The organism is Burkholderia oklahomensis C6786 (genome assembly GCF_000959365.1).
Lineage (GTDB): Bacteria > Pseudomonadota > Gammaproteobacteria > Burkholderiales > Burkholderiaceae > Burkholderia > Burkholderia oklahomensis.
In genome coordinates, this window is the sequence record NZ_CP009555.1 from 727,824 (window position 1) to 744,352 (window position 16,529).

A 16,529-nucleotide genomic window follows, 5' to 3' on the forward strand; every position below is an offset into this window, starting at 1 on the left:
AAACATCTGATTAAAACGAAAATTACCAGCCTGATCGAGTGGGGTTGTAGGTCCAGTAGGTAGTCGCCGAGCCGGTTGATGTGCTCACGCCGACAGAAAGACAGGTTTTTCGGCACCTACCAGGCAAGCACAAACTAATGATATCCCGCCGTGCTGTCAGAGGGCGGGATATCATATCCTTCCAATGTTAATTCGGCACAAACCATGTCTGATTATTTTGAGCGGCCCCACATTGCCAAAGATCGATGGGCGCTTGATCTGCTTTTACGCCTTGATAAACATCAAGACAATTCCCGTCTGATGCAATCAAATTATTATTTTCGTAGCTAAACTTTTGATTGTCTGAAGTTGCGTCGCAATCTGACAGCTGAATCCACGTTCCAGATGCCCCATTTAAATTACTATTTGCACCATTTGCGGTTGATGTCAAGCACTGCGCAGTCCCAGTTTGCTGAATCTGACCATTCGAATTATAGGTCCATCGTTGGGTGGGATTCAAATTGTCACAAATCGATGCAACTGCATATCCGTTTTTGATGTCAAGACATATCGGACTTTGCTGATTGAGCGAAATTTGCCCTACTCCATACGGAGGCGCGCCAATGGAAACTGCATTACTCGAAAAAACTGAGTAATTAGCGGCTTTCCCTCCACCCCATGTACGATCAGCGATAACTTGCCTAGCGCTTACAGCATAGTAATCAATCCATTCAACCGATTGAGTTTCCGCGCTATCCGACCAACGCGAAATTTTGTATCCCCGAATATGCGGCGCAACGGTGAAATTGTAATTCTCGTAAACATTGCTTGCATCAAAATAACCATATATCCCGAGACTCGTTCCGTAGCCAGGCGAAACATACAAGCTGCGTTCCTGAGAGCCGACGGTATCATATTGCAAAGGCGCTGAGCCAGAGGTTAAGAATGCAGTCGCAGCTCCATTCGCAAAATCGGAAGCGGCACCTGCCCAATCATCAATTCGAATGGATGTATCGACTGCCGTAGATACATTATTTTGCTCGCGCTCCCACCAATCCCATATCTCCATGGTTTTCCCTTGCCCACGGACAACACTATTCATATCATTGATAAAATCAACCAGCACATCCCCAGGGTATTTAAATCCCTTCTGATTTTGATAGGCCGTCCATGGCGCGCATGCTTGTTGGTCATATGCTTGAGGTACCTCGTCTGTTCCAATATGAAAATATGGGCCAGGGAATAATGACATCATTTCAACAAACAGGCTCTTTAAAAAATTTCTTGTATAAGTGGATGTAATATCAAGCGTCCATCCCGGATTATCGGAGCCCGGCCATTGGTTTGATGAATTGGGATAATTTGCCGGATGGCTCATTGAATCGCATCCGATTGCTAGATTATTGTCAGTTGAAGAAACTGCGACCGCATGAGATGGAACATCGAACTCTGGCACCAGAGTCACATAGTATAAATTGGCATACGCGACCAGATTTTTAATATCATCTTGGGAATAATGATCGGCGGAAGCAAGATTGGGATACAGTTTGCTTTCGACGCGAAATCCTTCCCAATCCGATAAATGAAGATGAAACACATTCATTTTCATCCATGCCATTAGGCGAATTTGTTGTTTAAGGTATGCCAGCGGATAAAATTTACGTCCAATGTCGAGCATCTGCGCCCGCTCCGGAAAAGTGGGCCAATCTAATGCGATGCCCTGCGGAATGGATTGCCGTGAAGAGCTGGACTTGAACATCTGTAATAATGTTTGTGTCGCATAAAAGACCCCTGAAGGTTGGTTGGCTCGAACAATTGCCGAATTTCCAATGTAAGCACTATAACCTTCGCTGCCAATCTGCGAGGATGTGCCGCTGCAGGGTGATAAACTAAGGCCGATATCTCCAGGATTCAATGTCCCATCTGCCACGATCGGCAGGTTGAATCCGGTGATTGCCTTTAAATCTGCAGCAAAGGTGGTGGCTAAATCCTGCAACCCCGCGGAATCGATGACAATCCGATTTGATGCTGACAAATTGAGGTTTCCGCTTCCCCCGTACCAATTTTGCAATGCAGGGACAACAGTTGGTGTGGAATTCGTACCGCTAGGATTCGTACCATTTTCTGCGGCGGAACAGGCTGGTAGTGCAACGATTGCTGTGCTGCCCCCTACTGCTGGCTGGTTAGTCATTCCGGTAGCATTCATTGCTCTAGCGGATTGTGTTGTGCTGTTTGATGGAGATATCATTCCTGATTTACTATCATCACCACCACATCCCGCCAGAAGGCATAATGCCAAAATCAACAAAGCATATAATTTCATAGTTATCTCCGTTGCACACCATTGGGATAGCTAGCGTAATTATTTAACCGCCCCCAACGCCAGCCCCTTCACCAGATACCGCTGCAGCCACGCAAACACGATCGACACCGGCAGCGTTGCGAAGAGCGTGGCCGCCATCACGAGTTGCCATTCGACCGTGTACTTTCCCGCCACCATGTCGGTCACCTGAACCGTCAGCGTCTTGTTTTCAGGCGAGCGGATCAGCGTGTACACCACGGCGAATTCGTTCCACGCATTGATGAACGTGAAGATCGCGGTCACCACGATCGCGGGAACGGCCAGCGGCAGGAATACCTTGAACACGGCGCGCAGCGGGCCGCATCCTTCGAGCCACGCCGATTCTTCCAGGTCGCGCGGCACCGTCTGGAAATACGAGGACAGCATCCAGACCGCGAAGGCGACGTTGAATGCCGCATAGGAGACGATCACGCCGATCTTCGAGTCGACCAGGTTGCCGTCGCCATAGGGGATCATGGCGGCGAGACGAAACAGACCGACCACCAGCAGGATCGGCGACAACATTTGCGTGACCAGGAGGAACTGCCGGTACCAGCCGCGGCCCCGGAAGGGAAAGCGCGCCAGCGCATAGGCGGCGGGCAGGCTGACCGCTAGCGCGAGCGACGTGGACAGCAGGCTGATCACCGCGCTGTTCCCCAGTGCGACGCCGAAGTTGGCGGCATGCCACATGTCGATGAAATTGCGCCACCGCCAGTGTTCCGGCAGCCAGCGCGCCGGATAGACGAACACTTCCTGGGCGGGCTTCAGCGCGGTGAAGAACATCACCGCGAAGGGAAACAGCACGACCGCGGCGAGCGGCAGCAACGCCAGCCAGCACCAGAGCGTGCGCCGCATCTTGGAACTCATGCTGGATCTCCCTCTTTTCGCGGTTGCAGGCGCAGATACGCGATCGAGAACATGAACAGCATCACCAGCATGATCAGCGACACGGCCGCTGCCTGTCCTGGCCGCCCCAACCGGAAGCCCAGCTCGTAGAGATACGTCACGAGGATGTGCGTGCTTTCGTCGGGGCCGCCTTGCGTCATCACCCAGATGATAGGAAACGAGTTGAACACGTAGATCACGTTCAGCAGGACGGCCATGTTGATGAAGGGGCGCAGGAGCGGCAGCGTCAGTTGCCGGAACTGCTGCCATGCGCTGGCGCCGTCCATGCGCGCCGCTTCGTAGATGTCGCCCGGTATCGAGGACAATCCGCCCAGCAGGATCGTCACCGTAAACGGGATCGATACCAGGATGCCGATCGCGATCTCAACCGGAAACGCGTATTCCGGCGTGGCGAGCCAGTGGATCGGCCCGTCGATCAGTCCAAGCCGTTGCAGCGTAACGTTGACCATCCCGTATTCGTCGTTGAAGCCCCAGCGCCAGACCACGGCGGTCATGGTCAGCGATACGGACCAGGGCAGCATGACGAGGGTCCGCGCCACTCCCCGGCCGTGGAAATCCTGGTTGAGCACCAGGGCGACTGGGACGGAGATCGCCACGGCGCCGCCGACGACCGAGAGCGTCCAGTAGATCGTGCGCCTCAGGGCGCCGAGGAATTCCGGATCGGTGAACACCGTGTGGAAATTCGCCAGCCCGTTGAAATCCCGGATCGCGCCGAAGCGCGACACGTCGTGCACGGACTGGTACGTGATATTGAAGATCGGATAGCTGATGATGACGAGCGCAAGCACGAGGCTCGGCGCGATCAACAGCCACGGGATCGGCAGTCGCGAAGCGGCGGTGGGGTTCATATGCTTGAAAAAAAGGGGGAACCGGCGTGAGGCCCGGCTCCGCCTGAAGTCGCGACCTGAGCTGATTCGCGACGACTCGAGGAGGTTCATTTTCCGAGGGCGCCGTTGGCCTTCGTGGCGGCCGCGTTGAGCGCCGCGGCAGGCTGCGCCTTACCGAGATATATCGCCTGCATGGCGTCGGAAACCGCTTTCGCCGTGTCCTCCCACCCGGTGACGGTGGGCGCGAAGCGCGCCGTCGGAAGCAATGCGACAAAGGCTTTGGTGTCGGGATCGTTGAAGGCCGGATCAGCCGATTCGGCCTTGGTCGTCGGCAGGAATCCTTCCGTGCTCGTGAACTTGACGCGCGGTTCCTTCGTGAAGAGGTAGTCGAGGAACTTCCATGCGCTCTTCTTCACCTTGGAGTTCTTGAACATCACGATCGAATCCGTCACGGCGTACGTCGCGCGAACGGTGCCCATCGGAATGGGATCGATGCCGTACTTGAGATTCGGCGCTTCCTTCTTGATCTGCTTCGACAGGAACGGCGCCGAGATCACCATCGCGACCCGGCCCTGCTTAAACAGGTTCTGGACGTCTTCGCGGCTGTAGCCGGTCACGCCGGGTTCGGTCAGCCCCTCGTCGATCATCGTCTTGTACATGGTCGCGGCCTTCACGCCCGCCGGTGAATTGAAGGCGGCCTTGCCGTCCTTCCCCACGACGTCGCCGCCGTAACTCCATAGCGCGTAGTAAAAGTAGACGTCCGTTTCGATCTCTTTTCCCTGCTGCCCGAAACCGGCAATACCCATCGCCTTCAATTTCTTCGACGCGTCGATCACGTCGTTCCATGTCTTCGGGCCATTCGGATAGCCGACCTTCGTCAGCAAGGTCTTGTTGTAGTACAGCGCACGGGCCGAGCCCGCGACCGGCAAACCGTAGACCTTGCCGCCGATTTCGCCGGGTGCGAGGAAGGGGCCGATGAAGCGATTCTTGAAGTTCGCATCCATGTAGCCATCAAGCGGTTCCGCCACGTCGTCCTTCACGAAATCCAGCAGCCAGCGGGTACCGACGATCGCCAGATCGGCGTTGGCGCCTCCCGAAATATCCGTCTGCAATTTCTGCTGCAACGTGTCCCAATTCACGTCTTCGATCTTGACGGTCGTTCCGGGATTGGCTTTTTCGAAGTTGCGCGCCATTGTTTCGAAGTACGGTGCGGTCGCGTCGCTGTAGTGCGCGACCGTGACGCGAATCGTGTCGGCATGCGCGTTGGCTGCAGCGGATGCCACTGCAAGCGCGGCGACAACATTTCGGAATGCAATCGAAATAGGCTTCATCCGGGACTCCTCGAAACAATCAATGGGGAACCTGCTCAGTGCTTGTATGTGTAATTAGGCTACACGCCGCAAAAAAAACTGTCACTGCGGATTTGTGAGAAGGCACATGATTTTTTTTTGACAAAACGTCATATTTTTCGGGTTATGTATCGTATTTTCCCAAATTTCGGGATGGTGGACAGGTTGTTGCGAAGTAATTTCGCGACTGCTAATTTGTAATTTAATTACATGTCGGGTGATGAGATGGTTCATCTGGCTCGCACTGTCGGGAGCCGAGCCCCATTTCCCATAACGTTGGAGGTCGATCATGAGTCGCGTGGTACTTGTAACCGGAGCCTGTGGCGGGATCGGATCGGTTTTGTGCCGACGCTTCGTCGAACACGGCGACGTTGTCTTGGCGCTTGACGTGGGTACGCATGCCCTCGATTCTCTGGTCCGCGAATTGGGAAAGGAGCAAGTCACGCCTGTCGCGGCCAATCTCGAGCATCCGATTGAAGCAGCGATCGAATCGGCGGTCGAGCTGCGCGGTCCGGTGGAAGTTCTGGTCGCCAATGCCGGCGCGGCAACGGGCCCGACACTGGAAACCACCGATGCCGCGAGCTGGCAACGCGACATTCAGCTTAATCTGACGGGCACCTATCATAGTGTGGAGGCGGTGCGCGCCTCGATGATCGAGCGGCAGCGCGGCGCGCTGGTCCTGGTGGGTTCCGTCAACGGGATGACGGCGCTGGGTCACCCGGCCTACAGCGCCGCAAAGGCAGGGCTGATCAGTTACACCAAGTCGCTTGCGATGGAGTTGGGGCGCTACGGCATCCGTGCCAATATCGTGTGTCCCGGTACCGTGAAGACACTGGCTTGGCAAGCACGGGTCGAGAAAAATCCGCAAGTGTTTGAAGACCTGAAGAAGTGGTATCCGCTGCGCGATTTCGCGACTCCCGGCGATATCGCTGATGCCGTATGGTTTCTCGCGTCGCCAATGGCGCGGGTAATTACCGGCGTGGCGCTGCCTGTCGACAGCGGACTGATGGCCGGCAACCGGCTGATGGCCGCGGAATTGACGCTTGAGGCACTTTGAACAATGGCCCGGGCGTACTACGTTTCAAGCATCGGACAATGAAGGGGTAAGCATGGCGGCTGTGCAATTGAATGGGATCTTCAAGCGTTACGGCGATACCCAAGTGGTGCATGGCATCGATCTGCACATCGACGATGGCGAGTTCGTCGTGCTGGTCGGGCCGTCGGGGTGCGGCAAGAGCACGCTGATGCGAATGGTGGCGGGGCTCGAAGAGATCAGCGGCGGCGAATTGACGATCGGCGGCATGCGCGCCAACGGACTACCGCCTCAGCAGCGCAACATCTCGATGGTATTCCAGAGTTACGCGCTCTATCCGCATCTATCCGTCTACGAGAACATCGCTTTCGGCCCGCGCGTCCGCAAGGAAGCCGTCGACAGTTTCAAACCGCGCATCGAAGCGGCGGCGAAAATGCTGAATCTCGGCGGCTATCTTGATCGTTTGCCGCGCGCGCTGTCGGGCGGTCAGCGTCAGCGCGTGGCGATGGGACGAGCGGTCGTACGCGAGCCCGCGCTGTTTCTCTTCGATGAGCCACTGTCCAATCTCGACGCCAAGCTGCGGGTGCAGATGCGTACCGAGATCAAGGCGCTACATCAGCGCCTGAAGAATACGGTGATATATGTCACACACGACCAGATTGAAGCAATGACCATGGCGGATCGGATCGTCGTGATGAATGCGGGCCGAATCGAACAGATCGGCAGCCCGCTCGATCTCTATGATCGTCCCGCCAACAAATTTGTCGCGGGTTTTCTCGGGTCTCCGTCGATGAACTTTGCAGAAGGCACGCTGACGGGCGGCGCGCTGGGTGCGACGCTCAGGATTGCCGAGGGCGCCACGGTCAATCTGCCTCGATTGAAAGCGCCGATCGCGGAAGATACGGAGGTGATCTTCGGCGTTCGCCCTGAACATATCCAGATATCGACGAATCCCGACGGCGTCTCCATGGAGGTCGAGGTGATCGAACCGACAGGCGCCGAGACGCACTTTTACGGGAAGGTGAATGGCAGCACATGGTGCATAACGACCCGCGAGCGTGCGACTCTCCGGCCGGATCAGCGCGTGAGGCTGCAATTTGCGCCTGAGCACATCCATCTGTTCAATCTGCGGACCGGGAGCCGCATCGAGTGAAATCGTGCGCGAAGACCGTCAGCGCTTCTTATTGCTCGCCGGACGCGGAAATATATCGAGTCCGTGCGGAGACAGGACATTTTGCAGCCGGCGCAGCTGCTCAATCCCGGCGGCACCGCGCTCGAACGCGACGCCTACGATTAGGATGTCGATGATGGCCAGGTGCGCAATACAGGCGTCGCTCCCGATATACGCGTTGACCGATGCCGGCAACGCAAAAGTCAGCGGGATATCGCATTCGCCGGCAAGCGGTGTGCCGGGCTCACAGATTCCGATCACGACGGCGCCCCGTTCTCGGGCAACGCGCACCGCTTCCAACAGGAAAGGCATGCGTCCGAAGTGCGACACCGCGATCACCCCATCTCCGGGACTTAGCGTCGCAGCAGAAAACATCTGCATATTGGCGTCGGTATAGGTTTGCGCCTGAATGCCGAATCGAAACAGTCTTGCTTGCGCATCCGCCGCGACGAAGCCCGACGTTGTGCCGACGCCATAGCAGTCGACGCGGTGCGCACTGCCGAGCGCGCTGATCGCGCGCTTGATCTGTTCGCGGGGCAACTGGCGCTCGATGTCCAGCAGGATGTCGGCGGAACTGCGCAGTACCTTGCCGACAATTTCGTCGATCGAGTCGACCGCCGTAACGTTGCGATGCAGCGCTACGCTGCCCAGCGCCACTTGCTGGGCGACGCGCAGCTTGAAATCCCGCAGCCCGTGGAATCCCAGCGCCCTGCAGAACCGCACGACAGTGGGCTCGCTGACGCCGGCAAACACCGCGATCTCGTTCACATGCGCTTGCATCGCCCATTCGGGTTTGTCGAGGAACACCTTGGCGACCAACCGCTGGGCCGCCGCCAGGTCGGGTAGGCGGGCGTGAATCAAGCTGAACAAATCGGAGTCGATATCCGTACTGGACATGCTCATCGCAGGTATATTGGGAACCGAGCGAGTAGACGGTCGCGATGGCCATGCGGAAATACCCCGCGCATTTTGCATGCTTTCCGCTGACCTCAGGAATTCGTTTATTGTAACTCGTCGGACGGTCGTATGTGTCGGCTCGAAGACCCTGGCGGCAGAAGTTTTGCGAAAGCGCGGGCCCGCGAAGCGTTTGATGGAGACCATATAAGTCATCCGGGTTGCGCAAGCATTACATCTCTATCGCTAAGAGACGGTTTCATAAAGACTGGTCGGCCTGCCGAAGGGTATTCCAGCAGATCAGGCAGCAACCGAGTTTGAGGAACGCGCCATGAATGTCGGCACGGCGCTCGAAACGAATGCGGAGACGACGGAAGTGATGCAGCCAGGCATGCGTGCGTTCGACGACCCAGCGATATTTGTCCAGGCCGCTGCCATGTTCGGTACGGCGCTTGGCGATCACCGGCTCGATGCCGCGATCGCGCAACGCTCGTCGATGTCGCTCGGAGTCGTAACCGCGATCGGCGTAGACCACGCGCGGTCTGCGCAGTGGGTGGCCGCGCAATCCGCGAATCGGCGGAATCGCGTCGATCAGCGGCAGCAATTGCGTGACATCGTTGACGTTCGCCCCGGTCAGGATCGCGGCGAGCGGGGTGCCGTTGGCGTCGGTGACGATGTGGTGCTTGGAACTGGGTCGCGCGCGATCGGTAGGGTTTGGCCCAGTTTTTGGCCTGCCCCAACGGCGCGAATCGATGATGAATCGACGGCGGCTCGCGAGAAGTCGATCTGGTCCGCTGCGCGCAGCTTTGCGAGCAAGTAGCTCGTGCAAGCGATCCCACACGCCGGCTGCTTGCCAATCGCGCAGCCGTCGCCAACATGTCACGCCCGAGCCGCATCCCATCTCGGTCGACAGATCGCGCCAGCGCAGTCCGGTCTTGAGAACGAACAGGATGCCAGTCAGCGCGGCGCGATTCGAAACAGGCAGGCGCGGCCCGGGTTTTTCTCGCGCCGTGGCTTGGGTGGCGGCAGTAACGGCTCAATCAGTGTCCACAATTCATCGTCGATGATCGGTTTGGCCATCTCCTCGGTCTCGGTTGTTCCGATGCCTGAGGTTAACAGCTCACCGCGAAAGTTAACAGCCCCACTTGGCCTTTTTGAAACCGTCTCTTAAGCCCGTGCGGTTTGGCACGTTCGGCCGTTACACGCAGCCCCCTTTACCATCTTCAAGCCCCGAACAACCTTGGAGTTGGATCGCTGATGGTTGCACTTACGGTCAGCGCAATGCCGGGGGGATGCACGATGCTAGGACTATTGAGTCCGAGTGATAAGGAAGTCGTCGCGATTACGACCCACAATCCAGCGAGGTGCTCTCCCGCGGCCACTCCATGTCGCCCCTGATAACGGATCACGGTATTTCTGGGTAGCGGGACCTCTTGGCGACCGCCGGATTTGCTTCGCGCTTGCGCCGAATACTTCGTCGGGCGTAATGCCAAATTCGAGAATGGTTGCGCGTAGCTTGGCAATCACAGCACTCGCTTCTTCCTTCCGTATCGCCTCAGCCTGCTGCTGCAATTGCCGGATTTGGTTTTGTAGCTCTTGAAAAGTCATCACTGTTGGTCCTCGAAGTAGATACCCCGGTTAAGGGAGGCACGGCTACGCCGCAAACCGACGTGACCATTCATTCTAGAACTGCCGAATCGACTCCTGGATCATCATGAACACAGAACAGAACTAGAAACGAATCGCAATTGGCAATCGGAATTTAGAACAATCCGTAGCTCAACATGATAGCTAAGCGACATGACGAATTGAAAATGGGTCGTAAATGCCGTGTCCTTGAATGCATCATAGCGCGACGATTCAAGGCATGGCAAGAGTCTCGCGAAAACTTGATAAGGATAGAAACCTTGTGTCGCTCGGCGCGGCGATTCGCGCTCGCCGCAAGGAGTTGGCGATATCGCAAGAAGCACTGGCCGATTTTGCAGAGATTGACCGCTCGCACATGGGCAAGATTGAACGCGGTGAACGAAACGTTACCGTCATGAATATCGTCCGCATTGCGCGCGCAATGCAACTTCTTCCCTCCGAGCTACTGCGCAACGCCGGTTTGTAGGCGCAAACAACACTAGCGTGCGCCGCCGCCCCCTCCCGCACGGCGGCGGCACAGTTCACAGTTCACAGTTCACAGTTCGAGCGTGAAGATGGACGGACGAACGCGGTACACCATGAATTTCCCGTGGCCGGGGATGTACTCCTGCCGATACGGGTAGCCGTCGCTGCGCGGCATCAGCACGCCCCGCTTCATCAGTGCCTTGGCGACGATCTTGTGATCGAAGCCGGCGCACACGTCCTTGCGGAACACGGCCGCTTCGATCAGGTATTCCGTCTCGACGCTTTCTGCATCGTCGGCGCTCATCTTGCCGCCGAACTCGGCGTAATACTCGCGATCGGAAGCGATGGGCGTGCGGCGCTCGTCGCGCTTCACGTGCTGCTTGAAGCCCGCTCGATGCGGCACGTTGGGCCGATGGTCGTCCTGCGCCCGGTTCATCCACACGAAACGGTTGTCGCCGTGCGCGGCGAGGAAATGCTGTACCTGCCGCACGGCTTCCGCCTCGTCCGAATTGCCGGTCCCGCCACGCAGTTCGAGCCAGCCTTCGAAGCAGCGCCGCGCAGCCTCCACCGCTTCGCCCTGCGGCCAGCCGGTCAGCCCGTGCGCCGTCGCCAGCTCACCGGCCACTGCGACGAGGCAGAACCGCTTAGCGACGCGCGCGACCTGCGAATGCGAGCCGTCCGGCACCCATTGACCGACCAGCTCATCGACGCGGATGCGCAGATGCTCGGCCAGCTCGCCGGCCTGCGACGACGCCCACTCGATGAACGCGGGGCCGGCCGTGCCGTAGTGCATGCCTGCGTGCCTCTCTAGATGCTCGATCAGCGCGGCCGGCGTCGGGAAGCCGTGCAGTTTCTCCACGACGCCCATTTCGCCGACCTCGGCCGGGATCGCGGGCAAACGCACCTCGATACCGCCTTTCATGGGCTTGTTGCCCTCGGCCATCAACGCGGACACGCTCTTTTCGCCGTTCGACAGGAACAGCAGCCGCCACGTCAGTACAGGCTTGGCCGAGCCGCTGCGAGACGCGCGGGCCTTGCCCGACTCATTCGCGAGCATGTAAATCACATCGCCGACCAAACGCGGCTCGACCTGCCCGATTTCGTCGAGGATCAGCAGCGCGTCGCTATGCTGCGTGGCGACGGCTTCGAGCGCGTTGTCGGTCGCCTTCCAGCTGCGCACGTAGTCCGGCGAGCCGAACACGGACGCGGCGATGACGCCGCCCGTGGACTTGCCTTTCGACGTCGTGCCGAGCAAGTGAAACCCGCCCGACTGAAGCCCGGAGAAGTGCAGCAACGGACCAGCGAAGGCCGTAGCAACGCAGAACAGTAGCCGGCTATTGCCGACGCAGTAGGCCGCAACCTCGCGTTGCCAGTCGTCCAGCGTGCCGCGCTCTTTGAACTGGCTCTGGATCGGTGTGTCGGCCTGATAGATCAGCGCCTCTTTGCCGGTGCCGATGACGCGATCGGGCAGCACGAACGCGCCGTGATGCCAGCCGACGCGCGGCACACAGCGCACGCGCTCGTCCGGCTGCGCCATCTGCACATAGTTCGCGATCTGCGTGCGGGCGATCTGCGTGACGCCGAGCTTCACGCCCATATCGAGCAGCATGCGGCGCAGCTCCGTGCCGTCGCCGGCAAAGAGGCCGGCCGGCACCGCCCACCGTTTCAGGATGCCGTCGCGGTCCATGAATTCGAGCAGGTATCCCCATTCGCTGTTCATTTCGTTCCGCGTCTCCGCGATCACGTCGATCCGCGTGCTGACCCAATGCGGCGGAAGCGGATCGCCCTGATTGTTGAAGCCGTGAAACCACACGCCCTTGTCGTCGACGACGAACCGCGACTTGCCGTCCTGCGCGCGGGCCGTTTTCGGGCGCTTGGCGGGCTTCGCGGCGGCTGGAGCGGTCTTGCCCTTGCTGGCATCCGCCGAGCCGGCCGGTGCGAGCGCAGCGCGCACGGCGGCGGCCACCGCATCCGGGCCGAGGTGCGCAGCCAGGTCGTTGAAGTCGGTGCCGGCCGCCGGACGGTTCGGACCGAAGTCGGGCACCGCGACGATGCCGGCGACGGCCGCGGCCGCCGCGCGGGCCTTCGTCACGCCCGGATTGCCCTTTGTCGTGTGGTCGTCATCGGCGCACACGACGATGCGGGCGTCCGGATACTGGCCGCGCAGTGCCGTCGCGACCGCGTGCAGGTTGCCGGCGTCGAACGCGACGGCGGCCGGATAGCCCGTCGCGGCCGCGAGCGTCGCGCACGTGGCGTAACCCTCGCCGACCAGTACCGTGGACGGCGCGGAAGATAGCGGGCCGCCGATCAACGAGAAGCAGCCTGCCTTGCGACCGTTCGGCAGGTAGCGTTTCTGGCCGTCCGTCAGGATGAACTCCAGCGTCCACAGCTTGCCGTCCGCGTCACGCGCCGGGATGACGAGTGCGCCGTCACACGCGGCCGTGCCAATGCACAAGGCGCCGCGATAGACACGCAGCGCGTCGACCGGGATGCGCTTGCGAACGAGGTACGGGTGATCGGCCGGCGCAGGCTCGGCCGCCGACCAGATCGATTCAGCGAGCGCCGACGCGGTTTGCTGTTTCTCGGTCAGTTCGGCCAGCTCGGCCGCTTCGCGGGCCGCGCGCTCGGCTTTCTGCCGCTCGCGCTCCGCTGGATCGACCGGCTTCGCTCGATGCGCACGCGGATCGAAACCGCTTTGTTTGGCAAGGTGAAACAGCGTGTTGATGGTGATTTTGCCGCCCTTGAACGACTTCCACACATCGCGCGCGTCCTTCCCGTTGTAGTTCTGCGCGCCTTGGCTCCATTCGTTCCAGAGGGCGAAGCCCTCCTCGCCAAACTCGGCCTTGAGCGCCATCCCCACCTGACTCCACGTGTCGCGGTCGTCGGGCGGAACATAGCCGAGCGCGACTCTCGCCCGCTCGAATTCGGACATGGGTGCGTTACTCATAGGTTCCCACTAGACGCGCGTCGGTCGCCTTCCGATTAGTAGTCCATATCGGGCAAACAGCTACCCGACGCGCGAAGCATTGAATGATGCGATGCCTAGCGGTGCAGCGTCAGCCGGCCGCGCGAGGCACCGACAGAACCGCCCCGCCGGCCGTGACGTCGTTGCTGTAGACGTAGCGGCCGAGCCGCGACTCGCCGAGTGCGTCGTTGGCCGCCTCCAGCGCCGCGCCAATCGACGGCAGGGACGCACGGAACAGGCTCAGCACAAGCCAGTAGTCGTCATCGGACATGGCCTTGTCGGTCGCCCAATGCAGGCTGTCCAGCAGCTCCATTGCGTCACTGATCTGCGTACCGATACGGTTGCGATCGGGGCGGTTCACCTCGGCCACGAAGTGCGAGGCGAGCGGTTGCACGGCGTTTTTGTTCGTCTTTGCCATGACCGTCTCCTCAGTGCGTTGTACGCGGTTCGCGCATGACCAGACCGAGCGCCGCGAACAGATGCTGTTGCACGCGCCCCATCAGGCCGGCCGCGAACGCTTGGCGGCTGATCGACACGCGGTGCGCGTCGACGTCGCCCGCGTCCTGCATGGCGGCTTCCATACCGCGCGCGAACGCAGCGGCTTGATGCGCCGCGTAGTCGTGCAGCCGCACGTCGCCTTTCAGGTCGAGCCATGCGTCGGCGCAAATCGCGCCCAGGTCGACGGCGAATTGCAGCTCGATCGGTGCGCCGGTATCCAGCGGCGGTGCGTTGTCGAATCCGTCGACAACCGCGGTTCGGATGCGCTGGTCAGTCATGGCACACCTCCGGCTGCGCGGTGCGGCGCATTTCGGCCGAATACCGGCTTGCAACGCTTTGCCCCATGTCGACGAGCGCTCGCTCGTAGGTGCCCTCCGCAAGATGCGAACGGACAGCATCGAACAGGGCTTCGAGCTGGGCGAACTGATGGGCCGCACACATGGCGATCATCGTGACTTCGTTCGGCAGGCGGTATTTAGACATGGCGCACCTCCAGAATCGACGCGAGGAGTTGCCGGACGTCGACCGTGCAATCCAGCTCCGCTTCGCCGCGAATCGGCGTGAGGTTCCAGTCGTGGACGGCTGCATGCGTGAATTCGCCGAACCTCCGGCCGTAGACGCTGCGCCCCGAGACGGGGCCGCCCAAGATCCGCACGCGCCAATCGTGATCGGGCGTCGGACGAGCCGATGCCACCTCAACCAGCATGCCGATGCGAGCGCGTGCATCGCACTTCGTGACGATCGCCAGATCGCCAATCTTGCAGCGCAGCTCAGCCATGGCGCACCTCTGCACGGACGAGCGCTGCGATTGCGGCCGATGCCGCACCGGTTGCGTCGAGCGCGTCTTGATACGTGCTGGCCGTTGCCGCGTCGCGCAGTGCTGCGCGGACGATGGATCGAATGAGGTGGGATTGCTGCCCGGTACGGGCGTGCGAGGGCTGGCGCATTGAATGCGACCTCCTTGGACGGGTTGACGAACCCGGCCCCATCGCCAAATGGGGTGGCCGGGCACAAGGCAGGGTTGGCGAACCGGCGTCCAAGGGAACCGGCGTGCGCGAACGCACCCCCACCAAGGCCCGACCATAGAAGGCGCAAGGTGTACGGACGTAAAAAAACCGCGCGAAGGCGGTTGTCCGCCTTGGAGCATCTCCGGTCGCCAAACCGGGTCACTGTTGTCTCAGCGACGCGCACAGAATACCGCGCGATGCTGGACGACGCAAATCGCGACGCCCCTCGCCGTGTATCGCCTAGTGCAAAGCGACTTTGGGGGAGCATCAGGCGGCCTCCCCCTTGAGCACAGCGGTCGCCAGCTTGAGCTGTTCGATATCCAGTCGCAAGCTGCCCTGCGCCAGTGATTGGCCGAGCGCGACGCCTCGCAGCAGGGCGCTAACTTGCAAACGGCGCGTCCCGTCCGTGCACTGCGCATCGATGTCGTTGTAAAGCGCGCGATAGGCTTTCCGCAGCTGTCGATACTGTCGACGACGATAGTTCGCCGAATCCTGTTCAGCAGCGGCGATCGCCTGGACGAACTTCTCGCAGGCGGTGCCAAGTTGCTTTGTCGTCAGACGCGGGGCTTCGAGCGCGAGCGTCGAGGCGAGCGTGACGGCGATCGCTACGAGCTTCCCTGTGTCGTCGCCACGGTTCCAGAAGCAACCCTCGATGTCATCAAGGATTCCGGCGAGCTTGCGCAGTCGAGCGTCGCGGCAACGCACGAACGCGGCGTCGCGCGCCGTGACGGCCGCGCCCATCGCGCGACCATACGGGCCGCCGCGACTGATCAGCGGGGCATGCGCGCTCATGCCTGCCCCCGCGTGGACTGACGGGATTCGAGCCATTGCTGGACGTCTGTCGCGCGCCAGCCGACGCTCCTGGCCCCTAACTGGACCGGCGCTGGAAACTTGCCTTCGCGAATCCAGCGATACAGCGTTGTTTTCTTGACGCCGACGCAATCCAGCACACCAATAAGTCGAAGAATCTTAAGAGCCATTTTCTGTTCAGAAATGGCCTGTTCCGCAAGAAGGAGGAAAGCGGCGGCAATAAACCGCGCCGTACTATCAAAGTACGGGCGCAATGAAGTTGAGGAAGAGGCACAAAGTAATCCTGCAAAGTTACTTTGCACGGCGCGCCGCGCGCGGTATCATTCGTCCTAACAAGAGCTATGCGTTTCCTAGGCGCGGTGGCTCTTGTCGTTCCTCCAATTATGGAACAGGCAGCCAAGCCAAAAATCGCCGGTGGGATGTGTTGGTAGCACACCCCCGGCACCCTCTCGTCAGCGCGACGAAATATGCTCAACGATTGAGCATTCCCCGCCTTTTTTCCTTGCATCGCCCACAGATTCCTAGAGCCGTGTTCGATTAGGTGCCAACAAGTACCTCAATTATATCGAAAGGTCTGCCCCCATAAAAGATTTGTCTCGTATTATCTAAGACAGCAATACAAGGCGTCACTGTTCGG

Annotated in this window: 19 protein-coding genes; 3 read left to right on the forward strand and 16 right to left on the reverse strand. The window is 59.7% G+C overall.

The features are described from left to right. Window positions 1-187 precede the first annotated feature (187 nt). From BG90_RS34595 to BG90_RS03265, 4 genes are all read right to left on the reverse strand, one after another. Complete coding sequence (locus BG90_RS34595) at window positions 188-2,302, reverse strand: family 20 glycosylhydrolase (RefSeq protein WP_124072299.1); 2,115 nt, start codon at window positions 2,300-2,302, stop codon at window positions 188-190. 39 nt (window positions 2,303-2,341) lie between these two features. Beyond that, window positions 2,342-3,187 carry a carbohydrate ABC transporter permease gene (locus BG90_RS03255; protein WP_010121049.1) on the reverse strand — a complete coding sequence of 282 codons (846 nt, stop codon included), beginning with the start codon at window positions 3,185-3,187 and terminating at the stop codon, window positions 2,342-2,344. Continuing rightward, a complete protein-coding gene (locus BG90_RS03260) occupies window positions 3,184-4,074 on the reverse strand; it encodes a carbohydrate ABC transporter permease (RefSeq protein ID WP_010111971.1) in 891 nt (296 codons plus the stop codon). The genes BG90_RS03255 and BG90_RS03260 overlap by 4 nt, the downstream gene beginning before the upstream one ends. An 86-nt stretch (window positions 4,075-4,160) precedes the next feature. Beyond that, on the reverse strand, window positions 4,161-5,384 hold the full coding sequence (locus tag BG90_RS03265) for an ABC transporter substrate-binding protein (protein WP_038801780.1): 1,224 nt from the start codon (window positions 5,382-5,384) through the stop codon (window positions 4,161-4,163). Between the two features lie 307 nt (window positions 5,385-5,691). Here BG90_RS03265 and BG90_RS03270 point away from each other — a divergent pair, with 307 nt between their 5' ends. Then, window positions 5,692-6,459: an SDR family oxidoreductase gene (locus BG90_RS03270; RefSeq protein ID WP_025990425.1), complete on the forward strand. Its 768-nt coding sequence runs from the start codon at window positions 5,692-5,694 to the stop codon at window positions 6,457-6,459. A 52-nt stretch (window positions 6,460-6,511) separates the two neighbouring features. Further along, window positions 6,512-7,588: an ABC transporter ATP-binding protein gene (locus tag BG90_RS03275; RefSeq protein ID WP_010111968.1), complete on the forward strand. Its 1,077-nt coding sequence runs from the start codon at window positions 6,512-6,514 to the stop codon at window positions 7,586-7,588. A gap of 18 nt (window positions 7,589-7,606) precedes the next feature. Here the strand turns inward: BG90_RS03275 and BG90_RS03280 are convergent, their stop codons facing one another. The 4 genes from BG90_RS03280 to BG90_RS31745 form a co-directional block, all read right to left on the reverse strand. Beyond that, window positions 7,607-8,503: a MurR/RpiR family transcriptional regulator gene (locus BG90_RS03280; RefSeq protein ID WP_232239035.1), complete on the reverse strand. Its 897-nt coding sequence runs from the start codon at window positions 8,501-8,503 to the stop codon at window positions 7,607-7,609. A 256-nt stretch (window positions 8,504-8,759) separates the two neighbouring features. Continuing rightward, complete coding sequence (locus BG90_RS31740; protein ID WP_414629722.1) at window positions 8,760-9,485, reverse strand: IS5 family transposase; 726 nt, start codon at window positions 9,483-9,485, stop codon at window positions 8,760-8,762. Then, on the reverse strand, window positions 9,458-9,580 hold the full coding sequence (locus tag BG90_RS38020; RefSeq protein WP_374189756.1) for a hypothetical protein: 123 nt from the start codon (window positions 9,578-9,580) through the stop codon (window positions 9,458-9,460). The genes BG90_RS31740 and BG90_RS38020 overlap by 28 nt, the downstream gene beginning before the upstream one ends. A gap of 228 nt (window positions 9,581-9,808) precedes the next feature. Next, window positions 9,809-10,108 carry an H-NS histone family protein gene (locus tag BG90_RS31745; protein ID WP_010111965.1) on the reverse strand — a complete coding sequence of 100 codons (300 nt, stop codon included), beginning with the start codon at window positions 10,106-10,108 and terminating at the stop codon, window positions 9,809-9,811. A gap of 259 nt (window positions 10,109-10,367) precedes the next feature. Here BG90_RS31745 and BG90_RS30965 point away from each other — a divergent pair, with 259 nt between their 5' ends. Beyond that, a complete protein-coding gene (locus tag BG90_RS30965; protein ID WP_010111964.1) occupies window positions 10,368-10,613 on the forward strand; it encodes a helix-turn-helix domain-containing protein in 246 nt (81 codons plus the stop codon). Window positions 10,614-10,682: 69 nt separating this feature from the next. On the opposite strand, the gene BG90_RS03290 is transcribed toward BG90_RS30965, so the two are convergent. From BG90_RS03290 to BG90_RS37145, 8 genes are all read right to left on the reverse strand, one after another. After that, complete coding sequence (locus tag BG90_RS03290) at window positions 10,683-13,544, reverse strand: DUF927 domain-containing protein (RefSeq protein WP_010111963.1); 2,862 nt, start codon at window positions 13,542-13,544, stop codon at window positions 10,683-10,685. A 124-nt stretch (window positions 13,545-13,668) separates the two neighbouring features. Then, on the reverse strand, window positions 13,669-13,995 hold the full coding sequence (locus BG90_RS03295; RefSeq protein ID WP_010111962.1) for a hypothetical protein: 327 nt from the start codon (window positions 13,993-13,995) through the stop codon (window positions 13,669-13,671). Window positions 13,996-14,005: 10 nt separating this feature from the next. After that, a complete protein-coding gene (locus tag BG90_RS03300; RefSeq protein WP_010111961.1) occupies window positions 14,006-14,353 on the reverse strand; it encodes a hypothetical protein in 348 nt (115 codons plus the stop codon). Continuing rightward, window positions 14,346-14,558, reverse strand: coding sequence for a hypothetical protein (locus tag BG90_RS03305; RefSeq protein WP_006765346.1), 213 nt, complete (start codon window positions 14,556-14,558; stop codon window positions 14,346-14,348). Before BG90_RS03305 ends, BG90_RS03300 begins: the two co-directional genes overlap by 8 nt. Further along, window positions 14,551-14,853: a hypothetical protein gene (locus tag BG90_RS03310; protein WP_025989700.1), complete on the reverse strand. Its 303-nt coding sequence runs from the start codon at window positions 14,851-14,853 to the stop codon at window positions 14,551-14,553. The genes BG90_RS03305 and BG90_RS03310 overlap by 8 nt, the downstream gene beginning before the upstream one ends. After that, window positions 14,846-15,022, reverse strand: a complete 177-nt coding sequence (locus tag BG90_RS36600) for a hypothetical protein (protein WP_038801925.1) — start codon at window positions 15,020-15,022, stop codon at window positions 14,846-14,848. The genes BG90_RS03310 and BG90_RS36600 overlap by 8 nt, the downstream gene beginning before the upstream one ends. 327 nt (window positions 15,023-15,349) lie before the next feature. Further along, window positions 15,350-15,874 (reverse strand): hypothetical protein, encoded by a 525-nt coding sequence (locus tag BG90_RS03315; RefSeq protein WP_025989699.1) that lies wholly within the window; start codon window positions 15,872-15,874, stop codon window positions 15,350-15,352. Further along, window positions 15,871-16,194, reverse strand: coding sequence for a helix-turn-helix transcriptional regulator (locus BG90_RS37145; protein WP_232239036.1), 324 nt, complete (start codon window positions 16,192-16,194; stop codon window positions 15,871-15,873). The genes BG90_RS03315 and BG90_RS37145 overlap by 4 nt, the downstream gene beginning before the upstream one ends. Between the last annotated feature and the right edge of the window lie 335 nt (window positions 16,195-16,529).